This window comes from Pseudomonas sp. LBUM1662 (assembly GCF_059695915.1).
Genome location: NZ_CP166793.1, coordinates 3029119 through 3053847 on the forward strand (window position 1 = coordinate 3029119; position 24729 = coordinate 3053847).

Below are 24729 nucleotides of genomic sequence, written 5' to 3' on the forward strand. Positions count from 1 at the left end.
GGTGTGCTGCCGAATTACTGCGCCAACCACCCACCATCAATATTCCACGCCGCGCCACGCACCTGGCTGCCGGCCTCGCTGCACAAGAACAGCACCAGCTCTCCCAGTTGCGGCGGCGTGACGAACTCCAGCGACGGCTGCTTTTCCGCCAGCAAATCGTGCTGCGCCTGTTGCGGGTCGATGCCCTTGGCAATGCGATCATCAATCTGCTTCTGCACCAGCGGCGTCAATACCCAACCCGGGCATATGGCGTTACAGGTGACATTGGTCGTTGCCGTTTCCAGCCCGACCACCTTGGTCAAGCCGATTACGCCATGCTTGGCCGCGACGTAGGCAGCTTTACCCACCGAACCCACCTGACCGTGCACCGAGGCGATGTTGATGATTCGCCCCCAGCCTTTGGCGCGCATGCCCGGCAGGCTCAAGCGGGTGCTGTGGAACACCGACGACAGGTTGATCGCAATGATCGAATCCCAGCGCTCCACGGGAAAGTCTTCCACGGGCGACACATGCTGGATCCCGGCATTGTTCACCAGAATATCCACGCCACCGAACTCACGCTCGGCGTAGGCGATCATGTCGGCGATCTGCGCCGGGTCGCTGACGTCGGCCGGGTGATGGCCGACCTTGCCGCCGCTTTCTTTACTGAGCTGCTCGACCTCGGCAATCACCTTGGACGCATCGCCGAAACCGTTGAGGATCAGATTGGCGCCAGCCTTGGCCAGGCTCAGGGCGATGCCCAGGCCAATGCCGCTGGTGGAACCGGTGACCAGTGCAGTCTTGCCCGAAAGAGTCGTCATGAATACCTCACACAATGCCAGTGGCGTAGAAAGTACCGATCACCACAAAGACCGCCAGGGTCTTGATCAGCGTAATACAGAAAATGTCTTTGTAGGCTTCGCGGTGGGTCAGGCCGGTGACCGCCAGCAAGGTAATCACCGCGCCGTTGTGCGGCAGGGTGTCCATGCCGCCACTGGCCATCGCCGCCACCCGGTGCAGCACTTCCAGCGGGATGTTGGCGGCGTGGGCCGCGGCGATGAAGTCATTGGCCATGGCCGCCAGCGCGATGCTCATGCCGCCCGACGCGGAACCGGTGATACCGGCCAGCAAGGTTACGGTAATCGCTTCGTTGACCAGCGGATTGGGAATGCTCTTGAGCCAGTCGGCCAGTACCAGGAAGCCTGGCAAGGAAGCGATCACCGCACCAAAACCGTATTCCGACGCCGTGTTCATCGCCGCCAGCAGCGAACCGCTGACCGCACTGCGACTGCCTTCGGCCAACTTGCCGCGAATCGCCTGGAAGCCGAAGACCAGCACCATGATGATGCCCACCAGCAAGGCCGCCTGGACCGCCCAGATCGCCGTGAGCTTGGCAATTTCAGTGGTCACCGGCGCGGCCATGCCCGGCAGCGCGAGGCTGTGGGTCTTGCCGTACCACTGCGGAATCCACTGGGTAAACAGCAGGTTCATGATGCCCACCGCCAGCAGCGGCGAGAGGGCGATCCAAGGGTTCGGCAGTTTGATGTCGGCCGCGGTTTCCGGCTCGTTGCGCAGTTCGGTGCCATAGCCTTCACCAGCCGCCTGAGCCTTGTTGCGCTGGCGCTGGAGAAACAGCATGCCGGCGCTGAACACGAAGATCGCGCCAATCACACCCAGCCACGGCGCCGCCCACGCGGTGGTGTTGAAGAAGGTGCTGGGGATGATGTTCTGGATCTGCGGGGTGCCGGGCAGGGCGTCCATGGTGAACGAGAACGCACCGAGGGCGATGGTCGCCGGGATCAGACGCTTGGGGATGTTGCTCTGGCGGAACATTTCAGCGGCAAACGGATAGACCGCGAACACCACCACAAACAGCGACACGCCGCCGTAAGTCAGCAGGGCGCAGACCAGCACGATCACCAGCATCGCCTGGCGGGTGCCGAGCAGTCGAATCGCTGCCGCAACGATGGAACGCGAGAAGCCCGACAGCTCGATCAGCTTGCCGAACACGGCGCCAAGCAGGAACACCGGGAAATACAGTTTGATGAAGCCGACCATTTTCTCCATGAACACCCCGGTGAAGGCGGGGGCGACGGCGGACGGGTCGGTGAGCAAGACAGCGCCGAGGGCGGCAATCGGGGCGAAGAGAATAACGCTGTAGCCACGGTAAGCAGCCAGCATCAGCAGCGAGAGAGCTGCCAAGGCAATGATCACACTCATGGTGTGTCTCCTGGATTGTTATTTTTGTAGGGTGGATCTTTTGTGGGAGAGGGCTTTAGCGAGATTCGTGCCATTTATGTAAAGTATTGAAATATAAAGATATTTATATTTTTTCTGGACGGTTTTGAGTTATTTGTCTCTGTTTTGAGATTGTTGGTGGTTGTGTGGACGTCTTCGCGGGCAAGCCTCGCTCCTACAGGATTTATGATCGGGCTTTAACATTGGAGCAACTCGGCCCTGTAGGAGCGAGGCTTGCCCGCGAAGAGGCCCTATCTACCAATAGAGATCAATGTCTCTTTATAGAGACTCAACAATCCCCAACGCCACCATCTTCTTATACAAAGTAGACCGCCCAAGCCCCAACCGCGCCGCCGCTTCAATCACCTTGCCCCCACATTGCGCCAGGGCCGTTTCAATCAATTGCCGGTCAAACCGTTCCCGCGCCTCACTGAATGTTTCATGCGCGAGCGCCTCAATCGCCCTCGGCGCCACACGCTCTACCGGGGTAAACGTCCCAATCGCCGCGCGGATATCCCCCGCGTTCAGCACCAGGTCATCACTGAGCAACGCCGCGCGCTCCAGCACGTTGCGCAGTTCGCGGATATTCCCCGGCCAAGCGTGTTGCCCCAGCAGTTCCAAGGCTTCGCGGTTGAGTTCATGCTGGCTGCGCAGTTCCTCGAGGATCGCTTCACTGAGTGCCGGCAAATCGTCGAGTCGATCGCGCAGGGGCGGCACGTTGATCGGCAGCACGTTGAGGCGGTAATACAAATCGGCACGAAATTCGCCGCGCTTGATCGCGGCTTCCAGATCGGTGGAGGTGGCCGCGATCACTCGCACATCACTCTGGATCACTTCATTGGAACCGACCGGTTCGAACTCCTTTTCCTGCAACACCCGTAGCAATTTGCTCTGCAGCGGCAGCGGCATGTCGCCAATTTCGTCGAGAAACAGCGTGCCGCCCTGAGCGATCTGCAACTTGCCGGCGCGGCCCTTGCGATCGGCGCCGGTAAAGGCCCCGGGCGCGGTGCCAAAGAACTCGGCCTCCAGCAATGATTCGGGAATCGCCGCGCTATTGATGCTGACGAAGGCTTTGTGCGCGCGCGGCGAAGCGCCGTGGATCGCCTGGGCCAATAACTCCTTGCCGGTGCCGGTTTCGCCGAGCAACAACACCGGTGACTCGGCACTGGCACTGCGCCGGGCGCGGCGTTTGACTTCCAGGCTGGCGGCACTGGTGCCGATGAAATGGGCGAAGTTGTATTTGGTTTGCCGCGACCGCAGCAGCGATCGGGTGGAGGCCAGTTCTTCCTGCATGCTCAAGTAGCGTTTGAGCATCGGCGACAGGCTGTGCAACTCATCGAACAGCGCAAAACCAATGGCGCCGATCACCGCGCCGGCATCGTCGTGGATCGGCAGGCGCATCACCACCAGCGGTTCTTTCGGCGTGTCTTGCATGTCGAGCAATATCGGCCGGCCCGTGCGTACGACCTCACGTAACAGACTGCCGGGGATCACGCTTTCGCAGGCCTTGCCGATCGCCACTTCGGCGGACTCCAGGCCGAAACGCCGGGCGTAGCGCTCGTTCATCCAGACGATGTTCGCGTCGCGGTCGACAATCACCGTGCCTTCGCTCGATTGCTCGATGATTTCGAACAGCGAACGGATCGCCAGCAGACGAACGCGCTGGTAGTCCTTGAGGCTTTCGGTGGTGTTCATAGGCGCATGTCCAGAATAGGTGTTGTCTTGGCGGGCCTCTTCGCGGGCAAGCCTCGCTCCTACGGATCACCCGACCTGTAGGAGCGAGGCTTGCCCGCGATGGCCGCGACGCGGTTCATCGGTGCGGACGCGATTATGCCTACCGCGGATGCGCCGCCGCCAACAGCTCTTTGGTGTACGGGTGCTGCGGCGAATCGAACACATCATGGCTGGCGCCGCTTTCCACCACTTTGCCGTCCTTGATCACGATCATGTCGTGGGCCAGGGCGCGCACCACCGCCAGGTCATGGCTGATGAACAGGTAGGTCAGGCCATGTTTTTCCTGAAGCTGGCGGAGCAGGGCAACCACTTGTTTCTGTACGGTACGATCCAGCGCCGACGTCGGTTCATCGAGCAAGATCAGCGCCGGTTTCAGCACCAGCGCCCGGGCAATGGCGATGCGCTGACGCTGGCCACCGGAGAATTCGTGGGGATAGCGATTGCGGCTTTGCGGGTCGAGGCCGACTTCTACCAGCGCGCGAATCACTTCGGCTTTGCACTCGTCAGCGGTCAGCTGACTATGCACTTCAAGCCCTTCGCTGATGATCTGCGCCACCGACATGCGCGGGCTGAGGCTGCCGAAGGGGTCCTGGAACACCACCTGCATCTTCTTGCGCCATGGCCGTAGCTGCTTTTGCGTCAGGCCATCCAGCGCTTCGCCCTGAAAGCGAATGCTGCCTTCGGAATCGAGCAAACGCAGGATCGCCTGACCCAGCGTCGACTTGCCCGAGCCGGACTCGCCGACGATCCCCAGGGTTTTGCCGCGCTGAATGTTGAGGCTGATGCCGTCCACCGCGTTCAGGTACGTCTTGCGCTGGAACAGCCCGCCACCGAGGGCGAACTGCACACGCAGGTTGTCCACTTCCAACACGTTCTCGCGCTCGTCCCGGGGCAGGGCTTCGCCTTCCGGTTCGGCGTTCAGCAGCACGCAGCTATAAGGGTGTTTCGGTTCGGTGAAGATGGTTTCGCACGTAGCCTCTTCGACGATTTCCCCGGCCTTCATCACGCACACACGCTGCGCGATGCTGCGCACCAGATTGAGGTCGTGGCTGATCAACAGCAACGACATGCCGAGCCGCTGTTGCAGGGACTTGAGCAGAATCAGAATCTTGCGCTGCACCGTCACGTCCAGCGCCGTGGTGGGCTCGTCGGCGATCAGCAACTGCGGCTCGCAGGCCAGGGCCATGGCGATCATCACCCGTTGCCGCTGGCCACCAGACAATTGATGGGGATAGGCCTTGAGCCGTTCCTTGGGCTTCTGGATACCGACCAGTTGCAGCAACTCCAGAATCCGCGCTTGCGCCGCTTTGCCCGTCAGACCCTTGTGCACCAGCAGGGTTTCGCCGATCTGTTTCTCGATGCTGTGCAACGGATTGAGCGAGGTCATCGGTTCCTGGAAGATCATCGCGATGCGGTTGCCGCGCAACTCACGCAACACCTTGGCCGGGGCGCCGAGCAGTTCCTTGCCGCGATAGCGAATGCTGCCAGTGGTCTGGGTGCCGGTCTCGGGCAGCAGCTGCAGAATTGAGTGGGCCGTTACCGATTTGCCGGAGCCCGATTCACCGACCAGCGCCAGGCATTCACCGGGATGGATGTCCAGGCACAGGTTGCGCACCACAGTCTGACCATTGAAGGCCACGCTGAGGTCACGGATTTCGATCAGGTTGGTACTCATATCAGCTGTCCCATTTCACGATCGAGGCTCAAGAGCGCGGATCAAAGGCATCACGTAACGCCTCGCCGATAAACACTAATAAGGAAAGAATCAGCGCCAGGGTGAAGAAGGCGGTCAGCCCGAGCCACGGCGCTTGCAGGTTCTGCTTGCCCTGGCCGATCAACTCGCCCAGCGATGCGCTACCGGCGGGCATGCCGAAGCCGAGGAAATCCAGGGCCGTGAGGGTGGAAATCGCCCCGGTGAGAATGAACGGCAGATAACTCAAGGTCGCGTTCATGGCGTTGGGCAGAATATGCCGGACGATGACTTTCCGGTCCGTGAGGCCCAGCGCCCGGGCGGCTTTGACGTATTCCAGGTTGCGCCCGCGCAGAAACTCGGCGCGCACGACGTCGACCAACGCCAGCCAGGAAAACAGCGCCATGATGCCTAGCAACCACCAGAAATTCGGCTCGACGAACCCCGACAGAATGATCAGCAGGTACAGCACCGGCAGCCCGGACCAAACCTCCAGCAAACGCTGACCCAACAGGTCGACCCAGCCGCCGTAATAGCCTTGCAGGGCGCCGGCAGCGATGCCGATCAGCGCACTGACAAAGGTCAGCATCAACGCAAACAGGATCGATACCCGCGCCCCGAAGATCACCCGGGCCATGACGTCCCGGGACTGGTCGTCGGTGCCCAGCCAGTTGACACTCGAGGGCGGGCTCGGCGCTGGTTTGCTGAGTTCATAGTTGGGCGTGTCATCGCTGAAGGGAATCGGCGGGAACAGCATCCAGCCGCCGTCTTTTTTAATCAGCTTCTGCACGTAGTCGCTGCGATAGTCGGCCTGAAACGGCAGTTGCCCGCCGAACTCCTGCTCGGTGTGACGCTTGAACACCGGGAAGTACCACTGGCCCTGATAACTGACCATCAGCGGTTTGTCGTTGGCGATCAGCTCGCCGCCCAACGTCAGCAGAAACAGACCAATGAACAGCCACAGCGACCACCAGCCCCGGCGGTTTTTCTTGAAGCGTTCGAAGCGGCGACGGCCTAACGGCGAGAGCTTGAACATCAGGCGTTCCTCGCGGCGAAGTCGATGCGCGGGTCGACCAGGGTGTAGCAGAGGTCGCCGATCAGTTTTATCAAAAGCCCGAACAGCGTGAAGATAAACAGCGAGCCGAACACCACCGGATAGTCCCGGGACACGGCGGCTTCATAGCTCATGCGCCCCAGGCCATCGAGCGAGAAGATCACTTCGATCAGCAGCGAGCCGGCGAAGAACACGCTGATGAACGCCTGGGGAATCCCCGACACCACCAGCAACATCGCATTGCGGAATACATGGCCGTACAGCACGCGTCGTTCGCTCAAACCTTTGGCCCGTGCGGTGACCACGTACTGGCGCGTGATTTCATTGAGGAACGAGTTCTTGGTCAGGATCGTCAGGGTGGCGAAACCGCCGATCACCAGCGCCGTCACCGGTAGCACCAGGTGCCAGAAGTAGTCGGCAATCTTGCCCACGGTCGACAGCGATTCGAAGTTGTCCGAGACCAGTCCGCGCACCGGGAACCAGTTCAGTGAGGTGCCTCCGGCGAAGACCACGATCAGGAACATCGCGAACAGGAACGCCGGCATCGCGTAACCGATGATGATCGCGGTGCTGCTCCAGATGTCGAAATGGCTGCCGTGGTGCACGGCCTTGCGGATGCCCAGCGGGATTGACACCAGATAAGTGATCAGCGTGGCCCAGAGCCCGAGGGAAATGGTCACCGGCATTTTTTCCAGGATCAGATCGGTGACGGTCGCGCCGCGGAAGAAGCTCTTGCCGAAGTCCAGGCGCGCGTAACTGGTGAGCATCAGCCACAGGCGTTCGTGCGCGGGCTTGTCGAAGCCGTACTGCTTTTCGATGTCCTTGATCAATTGCGGATCGAGGCCACGACTGGCGCGGGAGGTGCCGGACGGGGTTTCCCCGGAGCCGCCGCCGACACTCGCGCCGCCGATGCCTTGCAGGTGCGCGATGGCCTGTTCCACCGGACCGCCCGGCGCGGCCTGGACGATGATGAAGTTGACCAGAAGAATGATCACCAGGGTCGGGATGATCAGCAGCAGGCGCCGCAGTATATAAGCCCACATCAATGCGGCCCTCCGGGTTTGCCACGGCGGATTTTTTCCGACGTCATCTGCTGGTTGGTCAGCGGCGTGCTGCTCACTTCCCACCAGCTCTCGATGGCCTCGTCATTACTGGCCTGCTCGTTGGGCATGCCGAAGCGGTTCCACCACACCGTCGAAGTGCCCGGCGGGTAATAGTTGGGAATCCAGTAGTAGTTCCATTGCAGCACCCGGTCCAGCGCATGGGCGTAACGCAGCATTTCAGGCTGAGTGTTGGCGCGGACCAGCCCGTTGATCAAAGTATCGACCGCCGGGTTCTTCAGCACCATGTAGTTGTTGGCGCCGGGGTCGTTGGCCGAGACCGAACCGAAGTAGTTGAACAGCTCGCCACCCGGTGAAGTGGTGACCGGGTAGCCGGTGACGATCATGTCGTAGTCGCGGCTCATCAAGCGGTTCACGTACTGCGATGAGTCGATTCGGCGAATGTTCAGGTCGATGCCGATCTGTTTCAAGGTGCGCTTATACGGCAGCAGCAATCGGTCCATGCCGTTCTGGCTGACCAGGAAGGTGAAGCTCAGCGGGGTGCCTTCGGCGTTGACCAACTGGTCGCCATCGGGTTTCCAGCCGGCCTGTTCGAGCAGATCCAGCGCCTGCAATTGTTTGTCGCGAATCAGGCCGCTGCCATCGGTTTTCGGTGCTTCGAAGACTTTAGTGAAGACTTCGTCGGGGATTTGTCCGCGCAGCGGTTCGAGAATAGCCAGCTCGCCGGCATCCGGCAGTTTGCGGGCGGCGAGGTCGGTGTTGGAAAAGAAGCTCTGCTGGCGGATGTACAGGTCGCGCATCATCTGCCGGTTGCTCCACTCGAAATCCCAGAGCATGGCCAGGGCCTGGCGCACGCGGCGGTCCTGGAATATCGGATTTTGCAGGTTGAAGACAAAGCCCTGGGCCGATTGCGGGGCTTCTGTAGCCAGATGCGCTTTCTGCAGGCGACCGTCGCTCAGGGCCGGGCTTTCATAGCCGATGGAGTAGCCGGTCGCGGAGAATTCGCGGTTGTAGTCGTAGGCGCCGCCTCGCAGCACCTGGCGTGCAACGTCGGTGTCGCCGAAGTACTCGATGCTGAAATGATCGAAGTTATAGAGGCCGCGGCTGACCGGTAGATCCTTGCCCCACCAGGTGGCGTTGCGCTCGAAGGTGATGCTGCGACCGGAATCGACCTTGCCCACCTTGTACGGGCCGCTGCCCAATGGCGCCTCATAACCCCCGCCATTGGCGAAGTCGCGGGTCTTCCACCAGTGTTCGGGGAATACCGGCAAGGTGGCGATGTCGAGGGGCAGGGTGCGGTTTTCGTTACTTTTGAAGTCGAACCGCACCGTCAGTGGCGCTTCGACTTCGACGCCTTTGACGTCGGCGAACTGGGTACGGTAGCGCAGGCTGCCCTGGGTCATCAGCAAGTCGAAGGTGTAGCGCACGTCCTGGGCCGTGATCGGGGTGCCGTCGGCGAAGCGTGCCTTCGGGTTCAAGTAGAAGCGCAGGGACATGCCGTCGTCCGAGCGCTCCATCATCTGCGCGACCAGGCCATACACGGTATAGGGTTCGTCCAGTGAACGCTGGGCCAGGGGCGAGTAGAGCAAGCCGTCGATCTGCGTGACGCCAATGCCCTTGTCGATGTACGGCAATATATGGTCGAAATGGCCGATTTCGATGGCTGAGCGACGCATCGTGCCGCCCTTTGGGGCTTGCGGGTTGGCGTAGGCGAAATGACTGAAACCGGCGGGATACTTCGCCGGTTCGCCGTACACGGTCAACGCCTGCTGCGGTGCTGCATTCACACCGGTGGCACTCAACAGCAGGGCCACGGCAGTGAACAATAAAGTGGGGAAAGCCAGTCGCATTGTCAGCCTTAGAGCCGGGTGGTCGATAACCGCAATTTGTACGCTAGCGGCGCGTCCCTCGCCAGCCGTATTACGTATCCGAAACACAACGGCCCACCAAAAGGCGGGCCGTCATGCACAAAACCAGGCGCTGATCAGTCCTGGCGGCTGGTCACTTCCAGCAGGTGATAGCCAAACTGGGTTTTCACCGGGCCTTGCACTACGTTGATTGGTGCGCTGAAGACGACGGTGTCGAACTCTTTGACCATCTGGCCTGGACCGAACGAACCCAGGTCACCGCCCTGACGGCTGGATGGGCAAGTGGAGTTGGCTTTGGCAACTTCGGCGAAATCGGCGCCGCCTTCGATCTGGGCTTTGAGTTCGTTGCACTTGGCTTCAGAGGCAACCAGGATGTGACGGGCAGTGGCTTTAGCCATGGAAAAATACTCCTTTCAATGTTCAGTAAAGTGCGGAGCCTACCGGATTCAGTGGCCTATTTCTCGTCAAAGTTCCGGACGGATTATAGGCCGGCATTTCTCAGGCGCTCGGCATGCTGCACATACAGGGCAATCGGGTCGACGCCCTTGCGCAGTGCGCCGGCGGTTTGAGTAAGGCTGTCCAAATGATCCAGCGGATAGTCGGACCGGATAACTTTGCCTAGATGAGAGCTGTAGCGGCCGACCATGCCGTCATTCTGTTCCGCTTCGGTGGTGAAATAGCGGGAAAAGGCCTGGAGGAAACCGTGCAGCGGATCGACCCCATCCAGCCCGTTGTCAAGAAGGTCGCCCTGCAACGTCCCGCTCCAGGAGTAATAACGCACACCGTTGACCAACTCGCGGCCTTTGCCTCCCCAGGTTTTCGGCAGCCCTTGCGGGTACTTGTCGTTGAAAGCCCCCACGCCTTCGGTGGTTAACGCACTGAGCGCGGCGATGGCATTTTGCGGCAGCGTCTGGTGGCCGCTGAGCAACGACAGAAAGTCCGCAAACAGCGTCGCAATCGTGGCGGCGACGTGTTCCGGCAAACGTCCGGGCGTGAGGGCCTTGCGCAGAAAGTCGGCCAGTTCCGAACCGTGGTTCGGCCCGCTGACCGAAGTCACCGAGGCGACGATCTCCGGCGCGATGGCTGCGGCGTAACGTGCCGCGAGGGCGCCCTGGCTGTGACCGATCAGGTTGACTTGCCGGGCACCGGTTCCTTCCAGCACCCGTTCGATCTGTGCCAACAGTTGGTCGCCGCGCACTTCGTTGTTTTGGGTCGCCGAGAGGTAGGGGATAAACACTCTTGCGCCGGCACTTCTGAGGGCCTGCTTGACGTCGTGGAAGAGTTCGACCTTGCCAATGCGATCAAAGCCGAAGAGCCCGTGGATCAGCAGGATTGGATACTGGGTGGTTGCATTCCGTAGCATGTTCGTTCCTTTTTCGCGGTGGTTCAGAGGTGTGAATATGGGCTCACTCTAAAGCACGTCGGCTGCTCGGCGATGTATGAGGAATCCGCTGTAAGCTGATGAAAAAGGTATAGAAAATGTAGGAAAGTTCGAAAGAGCATGAGGTCCTGTTCGGAATATTTGGACATCTTTTCGTCACATCCAGAGCACATCACCGCAACGGCCTACCGTGAGTAGGCCGTTTGCCTTTGGGACGATTCGCTTTTCAGGGTGTTCAGCCCTCGATCGAGGGCTGGAAGGTCGGCAGCGGTTACGCCGGTTGTTGGACGCTGTTCTGTGCCCGCAGCCGCTCGGCTGCCTGGCGCAGCAGCTGTTCGGTTCCGGCCCAGCCAAGACAGCCATCAGTGATCGATACGCCGTAGCGCAGGGATGGGCTCAGTGGCTGGCAACCCTCGAACAGATGGCTTTCGATCATCATGCCGATCAGCGATCGATCACCTTGCAGGCGCTGCTCAAGCACATCGTTGAACACGGCCGGCTGGCGTGCCGGGTCTTTGCCGCTGTTGGCGTGGCTGCAGTCGACCATGATCCGTGCCGGGATCTTCAGTTTGGCCAAATCGCTATTCACTTGGGCGACGCTGTCACGATCATAGTTCGGCCCGCGATGGCCTCCACGCAACACCAGATGGGTGTCGGGATTGCCCGGGGTATGAATGATCGCAGGATGCCCCTGGCTGTCGACGCCGAAGTGGCGATGCGGGTGGGCGGCCGAACGCATGGCATCACTGGCGACAGCCACGCCGCCGTCGGTGCCGTTCTTGAAACCGACCGGCATGCTCAGGCCGCTGGCCATTTCCCGGTGGATCTGCGACTCGGTGGTACGCGCGCCGATAGCGACCCAGCTCAGCAGGTCGTCGAAGTAGCCGGCTGCCATCGGTTGCAGCAGTTCGGTGGCAATCGGCAAGCCGAGGCGCAGCATTTCGCGCATCAGTTCGCGCGACAGCGTCAAACCGCCAGCCATGTCATCGCTGCCATCAAGCTGCGGATCGTAGGCCAGGCCTTTCCAGCCGACTGTGGTGCGGGGTTTTTCGACGTAGGCGCGCATCACCAGCAGCATCTCGTCGCTGACGTCGGCCGCAAGGCGAGCGAGGTTGGTCGCGTATTCGAGAGCGGATTGGGGGTCGTGAATCGAGCAAGGGCCGACGATGACCAGCAGACGGGAATCTTCACCGTTGAGGATCGCGCGGACCGCGTCGCGGTGGGCTGCGACTTGCCGGGTCAGGGCGTTGTTGAGGGGCAGTTGCTGTTTGAGTTGCAACGAGCTGGGCAGACGCAGGGTCAGCGCTTCATTGGCAGGGCTCAAGGTGGACAGCGGCAGAGCAGAGACGGACGAGTTCATATTCAGGCTTCCTGGGCGGGCGGCGGGTTCGTTCCCGCGCGCTCGGCCCTACTGGGGTGTTCGACAATTGGCCGGATTGGCTGCGTGTGTGTGCTTGCCACCTGTGGGTGACCGATCGGAGGCGGCAGGCTGTCCCGAGCGGAGGCTGCTAAATCGCCAGGCGGAAAAACTGTCGTAACGGTAATAAGTGGCGTAGTTCATTTCGTGAATCCTCTGGTTGTCTGGTGTGTCGCTAACAATGTGTGGGGCTGAAAAAACAAAACCCCCGGTCGGGAAGCCGGCCGGGGGTTGAGAATTCTCTGGTGGCGACCCGTTTAAAGTGGGCGCCGTGTGGGTATCAGGCGCGCCAGTGGCTAAACCAATACCCAAAATAAAAGCTGACCGGAGCACAAACGCCAGTCGCCCGGGCAGCCGCAACCGAGCGCGAGGCGCTGGCGGTACGAAGCTGTGAGAGGGCGTTGAACATGGTCTGTCTCCGATGAATGCGCCGAGCTTACTAGAGGCCGGTGCGCGGTTTCAATCAGAAATTGCTATTGGTCACCGGCAGGGTTTTCTATCGCTTGAGTGCGTCAGGGTTTATGACACACTTCGCGTTCCGCCCAATCCGTTACGTCACAAGGACGAAACATGACGACTCTGACCATCGCTGCTGCTCAATCGATTGCCATCGCGGGTCATCTTGCCGCCAACATGGCCTGGCATCAGCGCTTCATGCATGTCGCGGCGGAGCAGGGTGTGCAGTTGCTGGTCTTTCCCGAATTGTCGCTGACCGGCTACGAGCGAGAATTGGCGGCTGAGCTGGCAATCGACCCGAATGCCGAGGTGCTGCAACCGCTGCGCGATTTCGCGCGGGAAGTGGGCGTGACGAGCGTGGTCGGTATGCCGATTCGTCTGTCGGATGATTCGCCGGTACTGATCGGCGCGTTGGTGCTGGGCGCAGATGGTTCGCTCGGGGTCTACAGCAAACAGCACCTGCATCCCGGTGAGGAGGTAGCGTTTGCGCCGGGAACGGGCGGTTCGACGTTGACGATCGGCGCCGACACGATCGCATTGGCGGTGTGTGCCGATTTTTCTCACGCCAGCCACGCGGCCGCGGCGGCAGAGCAAGCCGCCGACCTTTATGCCGCCGGCGTACTGATCACCGAAAACGGCTATGCGCCGGATACTGCCCTCTTGCAAGGCTATGCCTGCACCCATTCGATGGCTGTGCTGATGGCTAACCATGGTGGGGAAACCGGAGGTTGGGCATCGGCGGGGCGCAGTGCAATCTGGGCGGCGGACGGATCGCTCGTTGCAGCGGCACCCGGCACGGGCAACCTGCTGGTCGTGGCTCGCCGAGATACGGACGGCTGGAAGGGTGACATTGTGAAGGTCGTGGAGGCTTGATGGGGTTCGAAATGCGTCCGGCAACGTCCGGGGATCTGGAATTCGCTCGCGACCTGACCCGTCGGACCATGCTCGGCTACTACATTAGGCATGACTTGTTATGGCAGGACGAAGCCTTCGATGTGGCATGGGCCGGGCGCGAGAGCTGGCTGATTTTCCGTGACGAGGTCTTGCAGGGTTATGTGAGCCTGAGTCGCGACGCCAGAGCCTTGTACATCCGCGAATTGCACGTGCTCGAAGCGTTTCAGGGGCAGGGTGCCGGTTCCTGGGCGATCGATCAGGTATTTGCCATGGCCTGCAAGGAGCGGCGTCCGGCGCTTCGCCTGACAGTTTTTGAAACGAATCCGGCCAAAGCGCTGTATGAGCGAAAAGGGCTGAAGGTGGTCGGTCAGGACGAGTGTTTCCTGAGAATGCAGCGCGATGTCCATGAGCCCCATCGCTGAAACACGCTGGCGGCAAGCCTTTCAAGATGTATTGAAACTTTTTATATAACGCTTGCCGCTAGGTCTGCCAGTCGCTTTTTGCTAAGGTGTCCGGCAACCCAATAAGACCATATCGCGAGGTGTCTGCTTGATTAGGGTGCTAGTAGTCGATGACCATGATCTCGTTCGTACAGGCATTACACGAATGCTGGCTGACATCGATGGCCTGCAAGTAGTCGGCCAGGCTGAGTCAGGGGAGGAATCCCTGCTTAAGGCGCGTGAGTTGAAACCCGATGTGGTGCTGATGGACGTCAAGATGCCCGGGATCGGCGGTCTTGAAGCCACGCGCAAGTTATTGCGCAGTCATCCGGACATCAAAGTCGTCGCGGTCACCGTGTGCGAGGAAGATCCGTTTCCTACGCGGCTGCTGCAGGCCGGAGCCGCGGGTTATCTGACCAAGGGCGCCGGGTTGCCGGAAATGGTCCAGGCGATTCGCCTGGTGTTTGCCGGGCAACGCTACATCAGCCCGCAGATTGCACAGCAACTGGCGATCAAGTCCTTTCAGCCGACCAACGATTCACCCTTCGACGCATTGTCGGAGCGCGAAATCCAGATCGCATTGATGATTGTCGGCTGTCAGAAAGTCCAGATCATTTCCGACAAGCTCTGCCTGTCGCCCAAAACGGTCAACACTTACCGTTACCGCATTTTCGAGAAGCTCTCGATCAGCAGTGATGTCGAGCTGACGCTGTTGGCGGTGCGTCACGGCATGGTCGACGCCAGCCTCTGAAAATGACTGAAGTCTTCGATCCAGGCGCTTTTCTGTCGACCGTCAGCGGGCGCCCCGGCGTCTACCGCATGTTCGACAGCGATGCGCGCCTGCTGTATGTCGGCAAAGCCAAGAACCTGAAAAATCGGCTGTCGAGCTACTTCCGCAAATCCGGTCTCGCGCCCAAGACAGCTGCGCTGGTCGCCCGTATCGCCCAGGTCGAGACCACCATCACGGCCAACGAAACGGAAGCCTTGCTGCTTGAGCAGACGCTGATCAAGGAATGGCGTCCGCCGTATAACATCCTGCTGCGCGACGACAAATCCTACCCTTACGTCTTTCTCTCGGATGGCCAGTTTCCTCGCCTGAGCATTCATCGCGGTGCGAAAAAAGCCAAGGGCAAGTATTTCGGTCCGTATCCCAGCGCGGGCGCCATTCGCGAAAGCCTGAGTCTGCTGCAGAAGACCTTTTTCGTTCGCCAGTGCGAAGACAGCTACTACAAGAACCGTACGCGCCCGTGTCTGCAATACCAGATCAAACGCTGCAAGGCCCCGTGCGTCGGGCTGGTGGAGCCCGAGGTGTATGCCGAAGACGTTCGCCACTCGGTGATGTTCCTTGAGGGCCGCAGCAATGCGCTGACGGACGAGTTGTCTGCAGGCATGGAAGAAGCGGCGATCAACCTCGAGTTCGAACGCGCCGCCGAGTTACGTGACCAGATATCGTTGCTGCGCCGAGTCCAGGATCAGCAAAGCATGGAAGGCGGCACTGGCGATATCGACGTGATCGCCGCATTCGTCAATCCGGGTGGTGCCTGTGTTCACTTGATCAGTGTTCGGGGCGGGCGGGTGCTGGGCAGCAAGAACTTCTTCCCTCAGGTCGGCATCGACGAAGACGTTTCCGAGGTCATGGCTGCCTTTCTCGGTCAGTACTTCATTACCAGTCCTGAGCGCGACTTGCCGAGCGAGCTGATCGTCAACGTGGTTCACGAAGACTTCCCGACCCTGATTACGGCCATCGAAGAGCTGCGCGGTCGTGAATTGAGCATCAGCCATCGGGTACGTGGTACGCGAGCGCGCTGGCAGCAACTGGCCGTCACCAATGCCGAGCAGGCGTTGGGCGCGAGGCTGGCCAACCGTCAACACGTCGCCGCACGTTTCGATGCCCTGGCCGAAGTGTTGAACCTGGACGAGCCGCCGCAGCGTCTGGAGTGCTACGACATCAGCCACTCCAGCGGCGAAGCCACCGTGGCGTCGTGCGTGGTCTTCGGGCCTGAAGGCCCGATCAAGTCCGACTATCGTCGTTACAACATTGAGGGCGTCACCCCGGGCGACGACTATGCGGCCATGCACCAGGCCCTGACCCGGCGCTTCAGCAAGCTGAAGGACGGGGAGGGCAAGCTGCCGGACATTCTGCTGGTGGACGGCGGCAAGGGTCAGCTGTCGATGGCCCGCGACGTACTCAATGAACTGGCGGTGCCTGACCTGATTCTGTTGGGCGTGGCCAAGGGCGCGACGCGCAAGGCTGGTTTTGAAACCCTGTACCTCAACGACGCTGCCCACGAATTCACCTTGCGCGGTGATTCCCCCGCGCTGCATCTGATTCAACAGATCCGCGACGAAGCCCACCGTTTTGCCATTACCGGGCACCGCGCGCGCCGTGGTAAAACCCGTCGCACCTCGACACTTGAGGGTGTTGCTGGCGTCGGCCCGACACGGCGGCGCGATTTGTTAAAACATTTTGGTGGATTGCAGGAGCTGTCTCGTGCCAGCATCGAAGAGATCGCCAAAGCACCCGGGATCAGTAAAAAGCTCGCAGAGTTGATTTATGCAAATCTGCACAGCGAGTAGAATGCCACCTCACCTCGTAGCCAGTTGTGCCGATGAATATCCCTAATCTGATTACCGTTCTACGCGTCCTGCTTATCCCGATCTTCATTTTGCTGTTCTACCTGCCTTACCAATGGAGCTACCTGGCCTCGGCCTCGGTCTTCGCATTTGCCGCCGCCACTGACTGGCTGGACGGTTATCTGGCCCGTCGTCTGGAACAAAGCACACCGTTCGGGGCTTTCCTCGATCCCGTTGCTGACAAGCTGATGGTCGCCGTTGCGCTGGTATTGCTGGTGCAAGAACACGGCAACCTGTGGCTCACGCTGCCGGCCGCCGTCATCATCGGTCGCGAGATTGTCGTTTCGGCACTGCGCGAATGGATGGCCGAGCTCGGCGCCCGCGCTCACGTCGCTGTGTCGAACCTGGGCAAATGGAAAACCGCCGCGCAAATGCTGGCGCTGGTGATCCTGCTCGCCAATCCATCGGACTTCACCTTCTGGGTCTTGATCGGTTATGCCTTGCTGCTGGTGTCTGCGGGCCTGACATTGTGGTCCATGGTCCAATACCTGCGGGCTGCCTGGCCGCATCTGAAGACCGACGTGGAAAAGAAATAAAACTTTTTTGAATCAAAGGGTTGACGGGGCTTCTGGATTCTATAGAATGCGCCACACCAAGACGCGGGAATAGCTCAGTTGGTAGAGCACGACCTTGCCAAGGTCGGGGTCGCGAGTTCGAGTCTCGTTTCCCGCTCCAAGTTTGTATGCATTTGATGTCGCGCTACATGACAGCAAATGTTTGAGGCCGAGTAGCAAAATGGTTATGCAGTGGATTGCAAATCCACCTACGCCGGTTCGATTCCGACCTCGGCCTCCACTATAAACAAGCTCCGTAGATCTATGATTTACGGAGCTTTTTTATTTGCGCACCTTGCAAGATTTTGTCTTGAAAAGGGTATATGCGAACTTGCTTCACCGGGACGGGATGTATATATTTCGTCCTCTGTTGCACAAGCCAGACCGCTTCACCGCGCTACCGCCCGAATGGCGAAACTGGTAGACGCATGGGACTTAAAATCCCCCGCTCGTAAGGGCGTGCCGGTTCGATTCCGGCTTCGGGCACCAAATATATCAAAGGCCTGCATGAGGAAGCTCATGCAGGCCTTTGTCGTTTCTGCTCCACAATTTTTAACAGACGATCCTCGTCGACCTCAAACCTGATTCTGCCAGACACCCGTAGCCGCCGTGCGCCGAACGTAAGCGCTGAAGTCTCGGGCGGGCCGGCCAAGGGCGCGCTGAACGCCATCGGCCAGCGGCGTATTGCGTCCGTCGAGCACCGTCGTGAAGAGATACAGCACCAGGTCAATCAGCTCGGCTGGGAGTTGTGCCTGTTCCAGCGCCTGACGATAGGCATCCGGCGGTACGGCGACGAACCGGATATCGCGTCCGGTCCCCTGAGCGATCTCATCGACCGCTTCGGCAAATGTAAACGCCCGTGGTCCGGTCAATTCATAGAGCTGGCTCGAGTGCCCGGGTTGAGTCAGCGCTTGTACGGCGATTTCGGCGATGTCTTCCACATCGACAAAGGGCTCCGCGATATTGGCGACGGGCAAGGCCAGTTCTCCTTCAAGAAGGGGCTCCAGAAAATGCGCCTCACTGAAATTCTGGAAGAACCAGCTGGCCCGCAGGATCGTCCAGTCGACACCGCTGTTTTGTATGGCGCGTTCGGCTTGTTCCGCTTCGACCTCGCCGCGTCCGGACAGCAGGACCAGTTTGCCCACACCGCTTTTGACGGCCAGATCGGTAAACGCTTGAACCGTCTCGAGGGCGCCCGGTACGGCAAGGTCTGGCTGATAGGAAATGTAAACGGCGTGAACGCCATCAAGCGCTGCCTCCCAGGTTGTCCGGTCTTCCCAGTCAAAGGGTGGATTCGCATTGCGCGACCCGAGGCGCACAGGCAATCCCAAGGCTTTGAGCTGTTGAGTGATCCTGCTTCCTGTTTTACCGGTCGCACCGAGAACGAGGAAAGTGTCTTGAGCAGTTTTCATCGCGTTCATCTCCGTCGGTTTATGTGAGTGATACTCACGTTATAAAAGATGATAAACGCTCATGTTCTGCCGTCAACCAACGTTGGTGAGGAAGCCGACGTACGGACGCAACCCCTTGGGGGCGTACGTGGGCGGTGCTAAGGTGAGTGCTTGTCATGTTATTAACCAGGAATCACGCCAGTGCGAAAAAAGACCGACGCCGGGCTCGAGCCACCTGTTTCAGAGCCGAGCCGGCGCAATCCTACGCAACAACGCAGTCGCGAGCGGCAGGAGCGAATTCTTGCGGTGGCGACTCAGCTGATCGCGACGAAGGGGAGCGATCAGGTCAAGATGAGCGAAATTGCCGAGCGTTCTGAGATCTCGATCGGATCGCTTTATCAGTACTTTCCTGACAAAAGCTCGGTCATTCGCACGCTGGCCGAGCGCTATAACGCTGCAAGCCGTCGTTGTATCGAAGAGGCATTGGTGGCGGTTCACGATGCCCAAGGGTTGGCGGATGCCTATTGCAGCCTGCTGGATCAGTATTACGAAATCGTTCAGGCCGAACCCGCGATGCGTGATATCTGGTCAGGCATGCAGGCAGACAAGCAGTTGCTCGCGTTGGAGTTGGAGGAGAGTCGCGTGGCGGGCGGGTTACTGGCCGATGCGATGTTGCGGGTGTTTCCAGGCAGCGATGCGCAGCGGGTTGCGGATTCTGCCTTTCTGATCTGGCAGCTCGGTGAAGCGACCATGCGATTGGCAATTTCCTGTGAGCCCGAAGAGGGGCGACGGTTGTTTGAAGCGTTCAAGCGCATGTCGCTCGCTGAGATCGTGGAGCCCGCGTGCATGAATACGCCCGGGTCATAAACAGGGCTGGGCCGAGCAAAGTCGACCCAGCTATTGAATCAGCCTTTAAACGAAAGGCTGGCCAGTAAATCCACGGGGTAATCTCTGCAACCCGGCCATGGCGGTCAGCCTTTCTACCCAGGCTGCGCGCCAGTCATTGGCGGTGTGGGTGACTTTAGCCTTGCGTGCAGCACGGCGTGCGGCGTTACGTTCGGCTTTGCGCGCGTCCTTGAACGCATCGGTGTTTCGGCAGCTTCTGCATTTGACGCGGGTCAATTCGCTGCTTGATGTGAGATTGCTGCCCTTGTGACCGCAGGCTAAATGCCCGCCGACTTTGAAGTGGGTGACCATGGGACGTCTCCTTTGTGACGTGTGTTTGTTTGACCTCCAGCAATCAGTGACGTTCGCCAGCTGTCTGGCGGGCAAAAAAAAGGCCTGCATGCGGGCAGACCAGGGTATTTCTCAAAGGAGTGGTTCACTGTAAGGCGTGTGTTGTGAACGTTACGTGAAAAGAGGCTCGCAAAAAAAGCCCAGCGCCAGGCCGGGTGGGGGTGTCACGTAAAGAAATCAGACAAGGACAAACACGGTGACGTTGAAGTCGCCGTTCATGTGTCCTGAATCAGGCCCTTTCTCGAATCGAGCGTCCGGATCAAATCATCTGAACCGCGGAAGAGGCGGATCGACAGGTTTTAACGAAGACAGGGTGTTTCGAATCAGTGGCGCGTCTTTCTCGATGTCGTTCAGGCGGTCACGAATTCTGAGGGCTGTCGGGTGCCCTCCTTGATGATCTACCCAGTCGGCAATCTCTTTGCACGCAGCGGCGAGTCGAGCCTGGCGGGAGTCGAGCAGGGTGAGCAGGGTGGTGATGGACTCTTTTTCGGACATGGCAAACACCTCCGTTCAAGAAACCTGGCAAATAGCAGCAAAAAGCCCGCTGGGTGCGAGCTTTCTGCCGATGGGGTCGCTGTTCCTTCAGCTGATTTTCAGTATAGACCCGGACTTCAGGCTTGTCGGGCCGTCACTTGGGACCTGGCATTAAGCTGCTGGCATTCACGTCGGGCGTCTTCTTCAAGGTCGAAGCCGTCACCGATAAAGCCATGAGTACGGGTATCGGCAATGCGATACCAGACTTCGGCGTCGGGTGGCGGGTGGTCGGCTTCTCCGGCTCGGCGGCCATGAATGATGATCTTGTTGCAACGCTTCACAACGAAAATGTCTTCCATGGCTTCACCGCAGCTGATTCATGTCCACATCAACTATAGAAGTTCTTCGCAATCGTGCAAAAAATGGACAGGTCATTTCGTCGATTCAGCGGCTGCGATCATCTTATCCAGAAACATTGCCAGGCCGACTTCCTCCGCCCTGAGCCCTTTACGCAGCCTCGGCCGGGGCAGTTGGGCCAATGCGCCAAGCATGAAGCCTTCGAGCACTGCCGGGTGGATATAGCACTTGCGACACACTGCCGGGGTGTTACCAAGTTGCTTGGCGACGTTCTTGACCATCTCCACCACATGCCGTTTCGCATCCGACTCGGGTTCCCACTGCAATTCGCGCAGCACCGACAACGCCAGCGCGCTACCCGCCCAGGTGCGGTAATCCTTGGCCGTGAAGTCGGCGCCGGTAAGGGTTTGCAGGTAGGCATTGACGTCTGAGGAGCTGACGGTGTGCCGCTCGCCATTCTCGTCCAGGTACTGAAAGAGGTTCTGCCCGGGAATCTCCAGGCAGCGCTTGATGATTCGCGCCAGGCGTCGGTCCTTCACGGTGATCTGGTGCTCGACACCACTCTTGCCGCGAAACTGGAACAGGATCGCGCTGCCGTTGACCTCGACGTGACGGCTGCGCAGGGTCGTCAGGCCATAGGAGCGATTTTCCCGGGCGTACTGTGTGTTGCCAACCCGGATCAGCGTCGCATCGAGCAAGGTTATGACGGTCGCCATGACTTTGTCTCGGCTGAAACCCGGAGCGTCCAGCAGTGTTTCCAGCTGTTTGCGCAGTTTCGGCAGTGCCAGGCCAAAGTCCCGCAGCCGCGAATATTTGTCGGCATCGCGCACTTCGCGCCAGCGCGCGTGATAACGGTATTGCTTGCGACCGCGAGCATCACGTCCGGTGGCTTGCAAGTGGCCACGCGGGTCGGCGCAGATCCACACGTTCGTATAGGCCGGCGGCACGGCAAGGGCGTTGAGACGCTTGATTTCGTCGGGATCGGTAATGCGCTGGCCCGCAGGATCGAAGTAGCAAAATTTGCCACGCAACAGTTTGCGGGTGATCCCGGGCTGCGTGTCATCGACATAATGCAGGTCAGGAGGCAGCACATCGGGCAGCGCGGAATCGGACATGGCAAGAGATCCTTGGCGACGAAGTCAGGGGGCCTGTACAGCCATTGACCGCGGCCATTCGCCGTGGTGCCGACGAATTTAAGCCAGCACCGCCACCGCTTTGATCTGGGCCCAGAGTTGCTGGCCGGGGTACACGCCCAGTTGGTCCCGGGAGTAGCGGGTGATGCGTGCGAGCAGCGGCGTGCCGCCAGCATTCAGGCGGATCAGCACGTGCGCAGCGTTATCGGCGCCGATTTCACTGATCACCGTCACCGGCAAGCGATTGAGGATGCTGCTGTGCTCGACGCCTTGCAGGCTCAGGCTGACATCCCGTGCCTGAACCTTGCAGCGCAGTGCCTGGCCTTGGGTCATCGGAGCATGAGCCACGCGAATGCTCAGGTCGGTATCGGGCAGTTGCAACGTCAGCAACTGATAGTGCGGGTCATAGGCGCTGACATGGCCTTCAATCACCACGCCGGCATCGTCGCCCAGCGCCAGAGGCAAATCGAGACGCGCCAGGGTTTCGCCGATGGGGCCGCTGGCCAGTGCCTTGCCGTCGCTGAGCAATACGATGTGATCGGCCAGGCGTGCGACCTCATCCTGCGAGTGGCTGACGTAGAGTACCGGGATGTCGAGTTCATCGTGCAGGCGTTGCAGGTACGGCAGGATTTCGTTTTTACGCGGACTGTCCAGCGCCGCCAGCGGTTCGTCCATCAGCAACAGTTTAGGGCTGGTGAGCAGCGCGCGGGCGATGCCGATTCGCTGCCGCTCGCCGCCGGACAGGTGCTGCGGATGGCGGTCCAGCAGATGACCAATGCCCAGCAGTTCGGTGGCATGCGCCATGTCGACCCGGCGCTGCTGTTTCGGAATGCGCTTGAGGCCGAACTCCAGATTGGCCAGCACCGACAGGTGAGGAAACAGGCTCGCTTCCTGAAACACATACCCCAGCGCGCGTTTATGCGGCGGTACGAAAATCCCCTTGTCGCTGTCCTGCCAGACTTCGTCGTTGACCTGGATAAAACCCTGTTCGGCCCGCTCCAGACCGGCGATACAACGCAGGCAGGTGGTCTTGCCCGACCCGGAATGACCGTAGAGAGCGGTGACCCCACGGCCGGGCAGTTGCAGATCCACCTCCAGGGCGAATCCCGAATAACTCAGTTTCAGACGCGTATGAATCATTACTCAGCTCCAGCCCGCTTTGGTTTTGCGGCTGGAGTAGAGCGCCAGCAACACGGCAAATGAAAACACCAGCATCGCCCCGGCCAGCCAATGGGCCTGGGCGTATTCCATGGCTTCAACGTGATCGTAGATCTGCACCGAGACCACGCGCGTCTTGTCCGGAATATTGCCGCCGATCATCAGCACCACACCGAACTCGCCGACGGTGTGGGCGAAACCGAGAATGGCGGCGGTGATGAAGCCGGGTCGAGCCAGCGGCAGGATCACGCTGAAGAAGGTGTCCCAAGGATTGGCGCGCAAGGTCGCGGCCACTTCCAGCGGACGAGTGCCGATGGCGGAAAACGCGTTTTGCAGCGGCTGGACCACGAACGGCATCGAGTACAGCACCGAACCGATCACCAGCCCTGCAAAACTGAAAGTCAGGGTGCCAAGACCCAGCGACTGGGTGAGCTGGCCGACAAAGCCGTTAGGGCCAAGCGCCAGCAGCAAGTAAAAGCCAATCACCGTGGGCGGCAGGACCAGGGGCAGGGCGACGATCGCCCCGACCGGGCCGCGCAGCCAGGATTGGGTGCGCGACAGCCATAGCGCAATCGGAGTGCCGATGATCAACAGGATTACCGTCGTCAGGGACGCCAGTTTCAAGGTCAGCCAGATGGCGGAAAAGTCGGCACTCGTCAGCGTCATTTAAAGTTGATAACCGTAGGACTTGATGACAGCGGCGGCTTTCGGACCTTTGAGGTAGTCAACCAGCGCCTTGGCAGCCGGATTGTCCTTGCCTTTGTTGAGGATCACCGCATCTTGTTTGATCGGGTCGTGCAGGTCGGCCGGTACGATCCAGGCCGAGCCGCCGGTGACTTTGCCGTCTTTATAGATCTGCGACAAGGCCACGAAGCCGAGCTCGGCGTTGCCGGTGGAAACGAACTGATAGGCCTGTGTGATGTTCTGGCCTTCAACGATCTTGTCTTTGACCTTGTCGGTCAGGCCCTGCTTGGCCAGCACTTGTGTGGCGGCCAGGCCGTAAGGCGCCGCTTTCGGGTTGGCGATGGAGAGGTGCTGGTATTCGTTCTTTTTCAGCACATCGCCCTTGGCATCGACGTAACCCTCCTTGGCTGACCACAGTGCCAGCGTGCCGATGGCGTAGGTGAAGCGCGACCCCTTCACGGTGTCGCCTTCAGCTTCGAGTTTTTGCGGGGTGGTGTCGTCCGCCGAAAGGAACACTTCGAACGGCGCGCCATTTTTGATCTGAGTGTAGAACTGCCCGGTTGCACCAAAGGAGGTGACCAGTTTATGCCCGGTGTCTTTCTCGAAATCTGCAGCGATGGCCTGGATCGGCGCGGTGAAGTTCGCGGCGACGGCTACCTGCACTTCGTCCGCCTGAGCGGGCCCGAAAACGAATGCGGCGAGAAGGCTCGCGAGGCAGGTGGGGGCAAAACGTGAGGCACGAATGGTCATGAAACGGCTCCGTTATAGGCAAATGCAACGAGGGGGTGAAACGCTATATAGCGGAATATATAGCGAAATGCCTGCAAACGGAATGTGTCGGTACCGAGTTTGCGTGGGACTTGTAGCCCGTGGCGAGGGGGCAAGCCCCTCACCAC

General features: G+C 59.8%; 24 protein-coding genes and 3 tRNA genes. 9 read left to right on the top strand and 18 right to left on the bottom strand.

The features are described from left to right. Positions 1–14: 14 nt before the first annotated feature. The 10 genes from ACA049_RS13705 to ACA049_RS13750 form a co-directional block, all read right to left on the bottom strand. Positions 15–800, bottom strand: a complete 786-nt coding sequence (locus ACA049_RS13705) for a 3-hydroxybutyrate dehydrogenase (RefSeq protein ID WP_497336235.1) — start codon at positions 798–800, stop codon at positions 15–17. 7 nt (positions 801–807) lie between these two features. Next, positions 808–2199, bottom strand: coding sequence for a GntP family permease (locus ACA049_RS13710; RefSeq protein WP_497336237.1), 1392 nt, complete (start codon positions 2197–2199; stop codon positions 808–810). Positions 2200–2496: 297 nt separating this feature from the next. Continuing rightward, positions 2497–3912 (bottom strand): sigma-54 interaction domain-containing protein, encoded by a 1416-nt coding sequence (locus tag ACA049_RS13715; protein WP_497336239.1) that lies wholly within the window; start codon positions 3910–3912, stop codon positions 2497–2499. A gap of 139 nt (positions 3913–4051) precedes the next feature. Next, positions 4052–5626: an ABC transporter ATP-binding protein gene (locus tag ACA049_RS13720; RefSeq protein ID WP_497336241.1), complete on the bottom strand. Its 1575-nt coding sequence runs from the start codon at positions 5624–5626 to the stop codon at positions 4052–4054. A gap of 28 nt (positions 5627–5654) precedes the next feature. Continuing rightward, positions 5655–6677, bottom strand: coding sequence for an ABC transporter permease (locus ACA049_RS13725; protein ID WP_497336243.1), 1023 nt, complete (start codon positions 6675–6677; stop codon positions 5655–5657). Next, positions 6677–7738 carry a microcin C ABC transporter permease YejB gene (locus ACA049_RS13730; protein ID WP_497336245.1) on the bottom strand — a complete coding sequence of 354 codons (1062 nt, stop codon included), beginning with the start codon at positions 7736–7738 and terminating at the stop codon, positions 6677–6679. Before ACA049_RS13730 ends, ACA049_RS13725 begins: the two co-directional genes overlap by 1 nt. Beyond that, entirely contained in the window at positions 7738–9606 is a 1869-nt protein-coding gene (locus ACA049_RS13735; RefSeq protein WP_497336247.1) for an extracellular solute-binding protein, read from the bottom strand. Before ACA049_RS13735 ends, ACA049_RS13730 begins: the two co-directional genes overlap by 1 nt. Before the next feature lie 134 nt (positions 9607–9740). Then, positions 9741–10022 (bottom strand): peptidylprolyl isomerase, encoded by a 282-nt coding sequence (locus ACA049_RS13740; RefSeq protein WP_008150918.1) that lies wholly within the window; start codon positions 10020–10022, stop codon positions 9741–9743. 83 nt (positions 10023–10105) lie between these two features. Next, positions 10106–10987, bottom strand: a complete 882-nt coding sequence (locus ACA049_RS13745; RefSeq protein ID WP_497336249.1) for a lipase family alpha/beta hydrolase — start codon at positions 10985–10987, stop codon at positions 10106–10108. A gap of 289 nt (positions 10988–11276) precedes the next feature. Further along, complete coding sequence (locus ACA049_RS13750) at positions 11277–12365, bottom strand: 3-deoxy-7-phosphoheptulonate synthase (RefSeq protein WP_497336251.1); 1089 nt, start codon at positions 12363–12365, stop codon at positions 11277–11279. A 627-nt stretch (positions 12366–12992) separates the two neighbouring features. Between ACA049_RS13750 and ACA049_RS13755 the strand changes: the two genes are divergently transcribed. The 8 genes from ACA049_RS13755 (at position 12993) to ACA049_RS13790 (ending at position 17889) form a co-directional block, all read left to right on the top strand. Continuing rightward, entirely contained in the window at positions 12993–13751 is a 759-nt protein-coding gene (locus tag ACA049_RS13755) for a carbon-nitrogen hydrolase family protein (RefSeq protein ID WP_497336253.1), read from the top strand. Further along, complete coding sequence (locus tag ACA049_RS13760) at positions 13751–14194, top strand: GNAT family N-acetyltransferase (RefSeq protein ID WP_497336255.1); 444 nt, start codon at positions 13751–13753, stop codon at positions 14192–14194. Before ACA049_RS13755 ends, ACA049_RS13760 begins: the two co-directional genes overlap by 1 nt. 127 nt (positions 14195–14321) lie before the next feature. Further along, positions 14322–14963: a response regulator transcription factor GacA gene (gene gacA / locus ACA049_RS13765; RefSeq protein WP_008015884.1), complete on the top strand. Its 642-nt coding sequence runs from the start codon at positions 14322–14324 to the stop codon at positions 14961–14963. Between the two features lie 2 nt (positions 14964–14965). Beyond that, complete coding sequence (uvrC, locus tag ACA049_RS13770) at positions 14966–16789, top strand: excinuclease ABC subunit UvrC (RefSeq protein WP_497336257.1); 1824 nt, start codon at positions 14966–14968, stop codon at positions 16787–16789. 32 nt (positions 16790–16821) lie between these two features. After that, positions 16822–17382, top strand: coding sequence for a CDP-diacylglycerol--glycerol-3-phosphate 3-phosphatidyltransferase (pgsA, locus tag ACA049_RS13775; protein WP_109632018.1), 561 nt, complete (start codon positions 16822–16824; stop codon positions 17380–17382). 63 nt (positions 17383–17445) lie between these two features. Then, positions 17446–17521: transfer RNA gene (locus ACA049_RS13780), tRNA-Gly, on the top strand. A 46-nt stretch (positions 17522–17567) separates the two neighbouring features. Beyond that, positions 17568–17641: transfer RNA gene (locus tag ACA049_RS13785), tRNA-Cys, on the top strand. A 161-nt stretch (positions 17642–17802) separates the two neighbouring features. Further along, positions 17803–17889 (top strand) — tRNA-Leu (locus ACA049_RS13790). 86 nt (positions 17890–17975) lie between these two features. Here the strand turns inward: ACA049_RS13790 and ACA049_RS13795 are convergent. Continuing rightward, positions 17976–18812: an NAD(P)H-binding protein gene (locus tag ACA049_RS13795; protein WP_497336259.1), complete on the bottom strand. Its 837-nt coding sequence runs from the start codon at positions 18810–18812 to the stop codon at positions 17976–17978. 180 nt (positions 18813–18992) lie between these two features. On the opposite strand from ACA049_RS13795, the gene ACA049_RS13800 reads away from it, so the two are divergent. Continuing rightward, positions 18993–19658: a TetR/AcrR family transcriptional regulator gene (locus ACA049_RS13800; protein WP_497336261.1), complete on the top strand. Its 666-nt coding sequence runs from the start codon at positions 18993–18995 to the stop codon at positions 19656–19658. Between the two features lie 45 nt (positions 19659–19703). Here the strand turns inward: ACA049_RS13800 and ACA049_RS13805 are convergent, their stop codons facing one another. The 7 genes from ACA049_RS13805 to modA all read right to left on the bottom strand — a co-directional run bounded on the left by ACA049_RS13805 (position 19704) and on the right by modA (position 24583). Beyond that, positions 19704–19988 carry a hypothetical protein gene (locus ACA049_RS13805; protein WP_109631887.1) on the bottom strand — a complete coding sequence of 95 codons (285 nt, stop codon included), beginning with the start codon at positions 19986–19988 and terminating at the stop codon, positions 19704–19706. A 303-nt stretch (positions 19989–20291) separates the two neighbouring features. Continuing rightward, a complete protein-coding gene (locus ACA049_RS13810) occupies positions 20292–20522 on the bottom strand; it encodes a hypothetical protein (protein ID WP_010460746.1) in 231 nt (76 codons plus the stop codon). A 116-nt stretch (positions 20523–20638) separates the two neighbouring features. Further along, on the bottom strand, positions 20639–20860 hold the full coding sequence (locus tag ACA049_RS13815) for a hypothetical protein (RefSeq protein ID WP_497336263.1): 222 nt from the start codon (positions 20858–20860) through the stop codon (positions 20639–20641). 72 nt (positions 20861–20932) lie between these two features. Further along, positions 20933–21973: a DNA topoisomerase IB gene (locus tag ACA049_RS13820; RefSeq protein WP_497336265.1), complete on the bottom strand. Its 1041-nt coding sequence runs from the start codon at positions 21971–21973 to the stop codon at positions 20933–20935. Positions 21974–22051: 78 nt separating this feature from the next. Then, on the bottom strand, positions 22052–23131 hold the full coding sequence (gene modC / locus ACA049_RS13825; protein WP_497336267.1) for a molybdenum ABC transporter ATP-binding protein: 1080 nt from the start codon (positions 23129–23131) through the stop codon (positions 22052–22054). 3 nt (positions 23132–23134) lie between these two features. Further along, positions 23135–23815, bottom strand: a complete 681-nt coding sequence (modB, locus tag ACA049_RS13830; RefSeq protein WP_497336269.1) for a molybdate ABC transporter permease subunit — start codon at positions 23813–23815, stop codon at positions 23135–23137. Continuing rightward, positions 23816–24583 carry a molybdate ABC transporter substrate-binding protein gene (gene modA, locus ACA049_RS13835; protein ID WP_497336271.1) on the bottom strand — a complete coding sequence of 256 codons (768 nt, stop codon included), beginning with the start codon at positions 24581–24583 and terminating at the stop codon, positions 23816–23818. Between the last annotated feature and the right edge of the window lie 146 nt (positions 24584–24729).

Bases quoted from the DNA above. Each gene is read 5' to 3' on its own strand.
- ACA049_RS13705 (WP_497336235.1), bottom strand. From the start codon at position 800: ATGACGACTCTTTCGGGCAAGACTGCACTGGTCACCGGTTCCACCAGC.
- ACA049_RS13710 (WP_497336237.1), bottom strand. From the start codon at position 2,199: ATGAGTGTGATCATTGCCTTGGCAGCTCTCTCGCTGCTGATGCTGGCT.
- ACA049_RS13715 (WP_497336239.1), bottom strand. From the start codon at position 3,912: ATGAACACCACCGAAAGCCTCAAGGACTACCAGCGCGTTCGTCTGCTG.
- ACA049_RS13720 (WP_497336241.1), bottom strand. From the start codon at position 5,626: ATGAGTACCAACCTGATCGAAATCCGTGACCTCAGCGTGGCCTTCAAT.
- ACA049_RS13725 (WP_497336243.1), bottom strand. From the start codon at position 6,677: ATGTTCAAGCTCTCGCCGTTAGGCCGTCGCCGCTTCGAACGCTTCAAG.
- ACA049_RS13730 (WP_497336245.1), bottom strand. From the start codon at position 7,738: ATGTGGGCTTATATACTGCGGCGCCTGCTGCTGATCATCCCGACCCTG.
- ACA049_RS13735 (WP_497336247.1), bottom strand. From the start codon at position 9,606: ATGCGACTGGCTTTCCCCACTTTATTGTTCACTGCCGTGGCCCTGCTG.
- ACA049_RS13740 (WP_008150918.1), bottom strand. From the start codon at position 10,022: ATGGCTAAAGCCACTGCCCGTCACATCCTGGTTGCCTCTGAAGCCAAG.
- ACA049_RS13745 (WP_497336249.1), bottom strand. From the start codon at position 10,987: ATGCTACGGAATGCAACCACCCAGTATCCAATCCTGCTGATCCACGGG.
- ACA049_RS13750 (WP_497336251.1), bottom strand. From the start codon at position 12,365: ATGAACTCGTCCGTCTCTGCTCTGCCGCTGTCCACCTTGAGCCCTGCC.
- ACA049_RS13755 (WP_497336253.1), top strand. From the start codon at position 12,993: ATGACGACTCTGACCATCGCTGCTGCTCAATCGATTGCCATCGCGGGT.
- ACA049_RS13760 (WP_497336255.1), top strand. From the start codon at position 13,751: ATGGGGTTCGAAATGCGTCCGGCAACGTCCGGGGATCTGGAATTCGCT.
- uvrC (WP_497336257.1), top strand. From the start codon at position 14,966: ATGACTGAAGTCTTCGATCCAGGCGCTTTTCTGTCGACCGTCAGCGGG.
- pgsA (WP_109632018.1), top strand. From the start codon at position 16,822: ATGAATATCCCTAATCTGATTACCGTTCTACGCGTCCTGCTTATCCCG.
- ACA049_RS13795 (WP_497336259.1), bottom strand. From the start codon at position 18,812: ATGAAAACTGCTCAAGACACTTTCCTCGTTCTCGGTGCGACCGGTAAA.
- ACA049_RS13805 (WP_109631887.1), bottom strand. From the start codon at position 19,988: ATGGTCACCCACTTCAAAGTCGGCGGGCATTTAGCCTGCGGTCACAAG.
- ACA049_RS13810 (WP_010460746.1), bottom strand. From the start codon at position 20,522: ATGTCCGAAAAAGAGTCCATCACCACCCTGCTCACCCTGCTCGACTCC.
- ACA049_RS13815 (WP_497336263.1), bottom strand. From the start codon at position 20,860: ATGGAAGACATTTTCGTTGTGAAGCGTTGCAACAAGATCATCATTCAT.
- ACA049_RS13820 (WP_497336265.1), bottom strand. From the start codon at position 21,973: ATGTCCGATTCCGCGCTGCCCGATGTGCTGCCTCCTGACCTGCATTAT.
- modC (WP_497336267.1), bottom strand. From the start codon at position 23,131: ATGATTCATACGCGTCTGAAACTGAGTTATTCGGGATTCGCCCTGGAG.
- modB (WP_497336269.1), bottom strand. From the start codon at position 23,815: ATGACGCTGACGAGTGCCGACTTTTCCGCCATCTGGCTGACCTTGAAA.
- modA (WP_497336271.1), bottom strand. From the start codon at position 24,583: ATGACCATTCGTGCCTCACGTTTTGCCCCCACCTGCCTCGCGAGCCTT.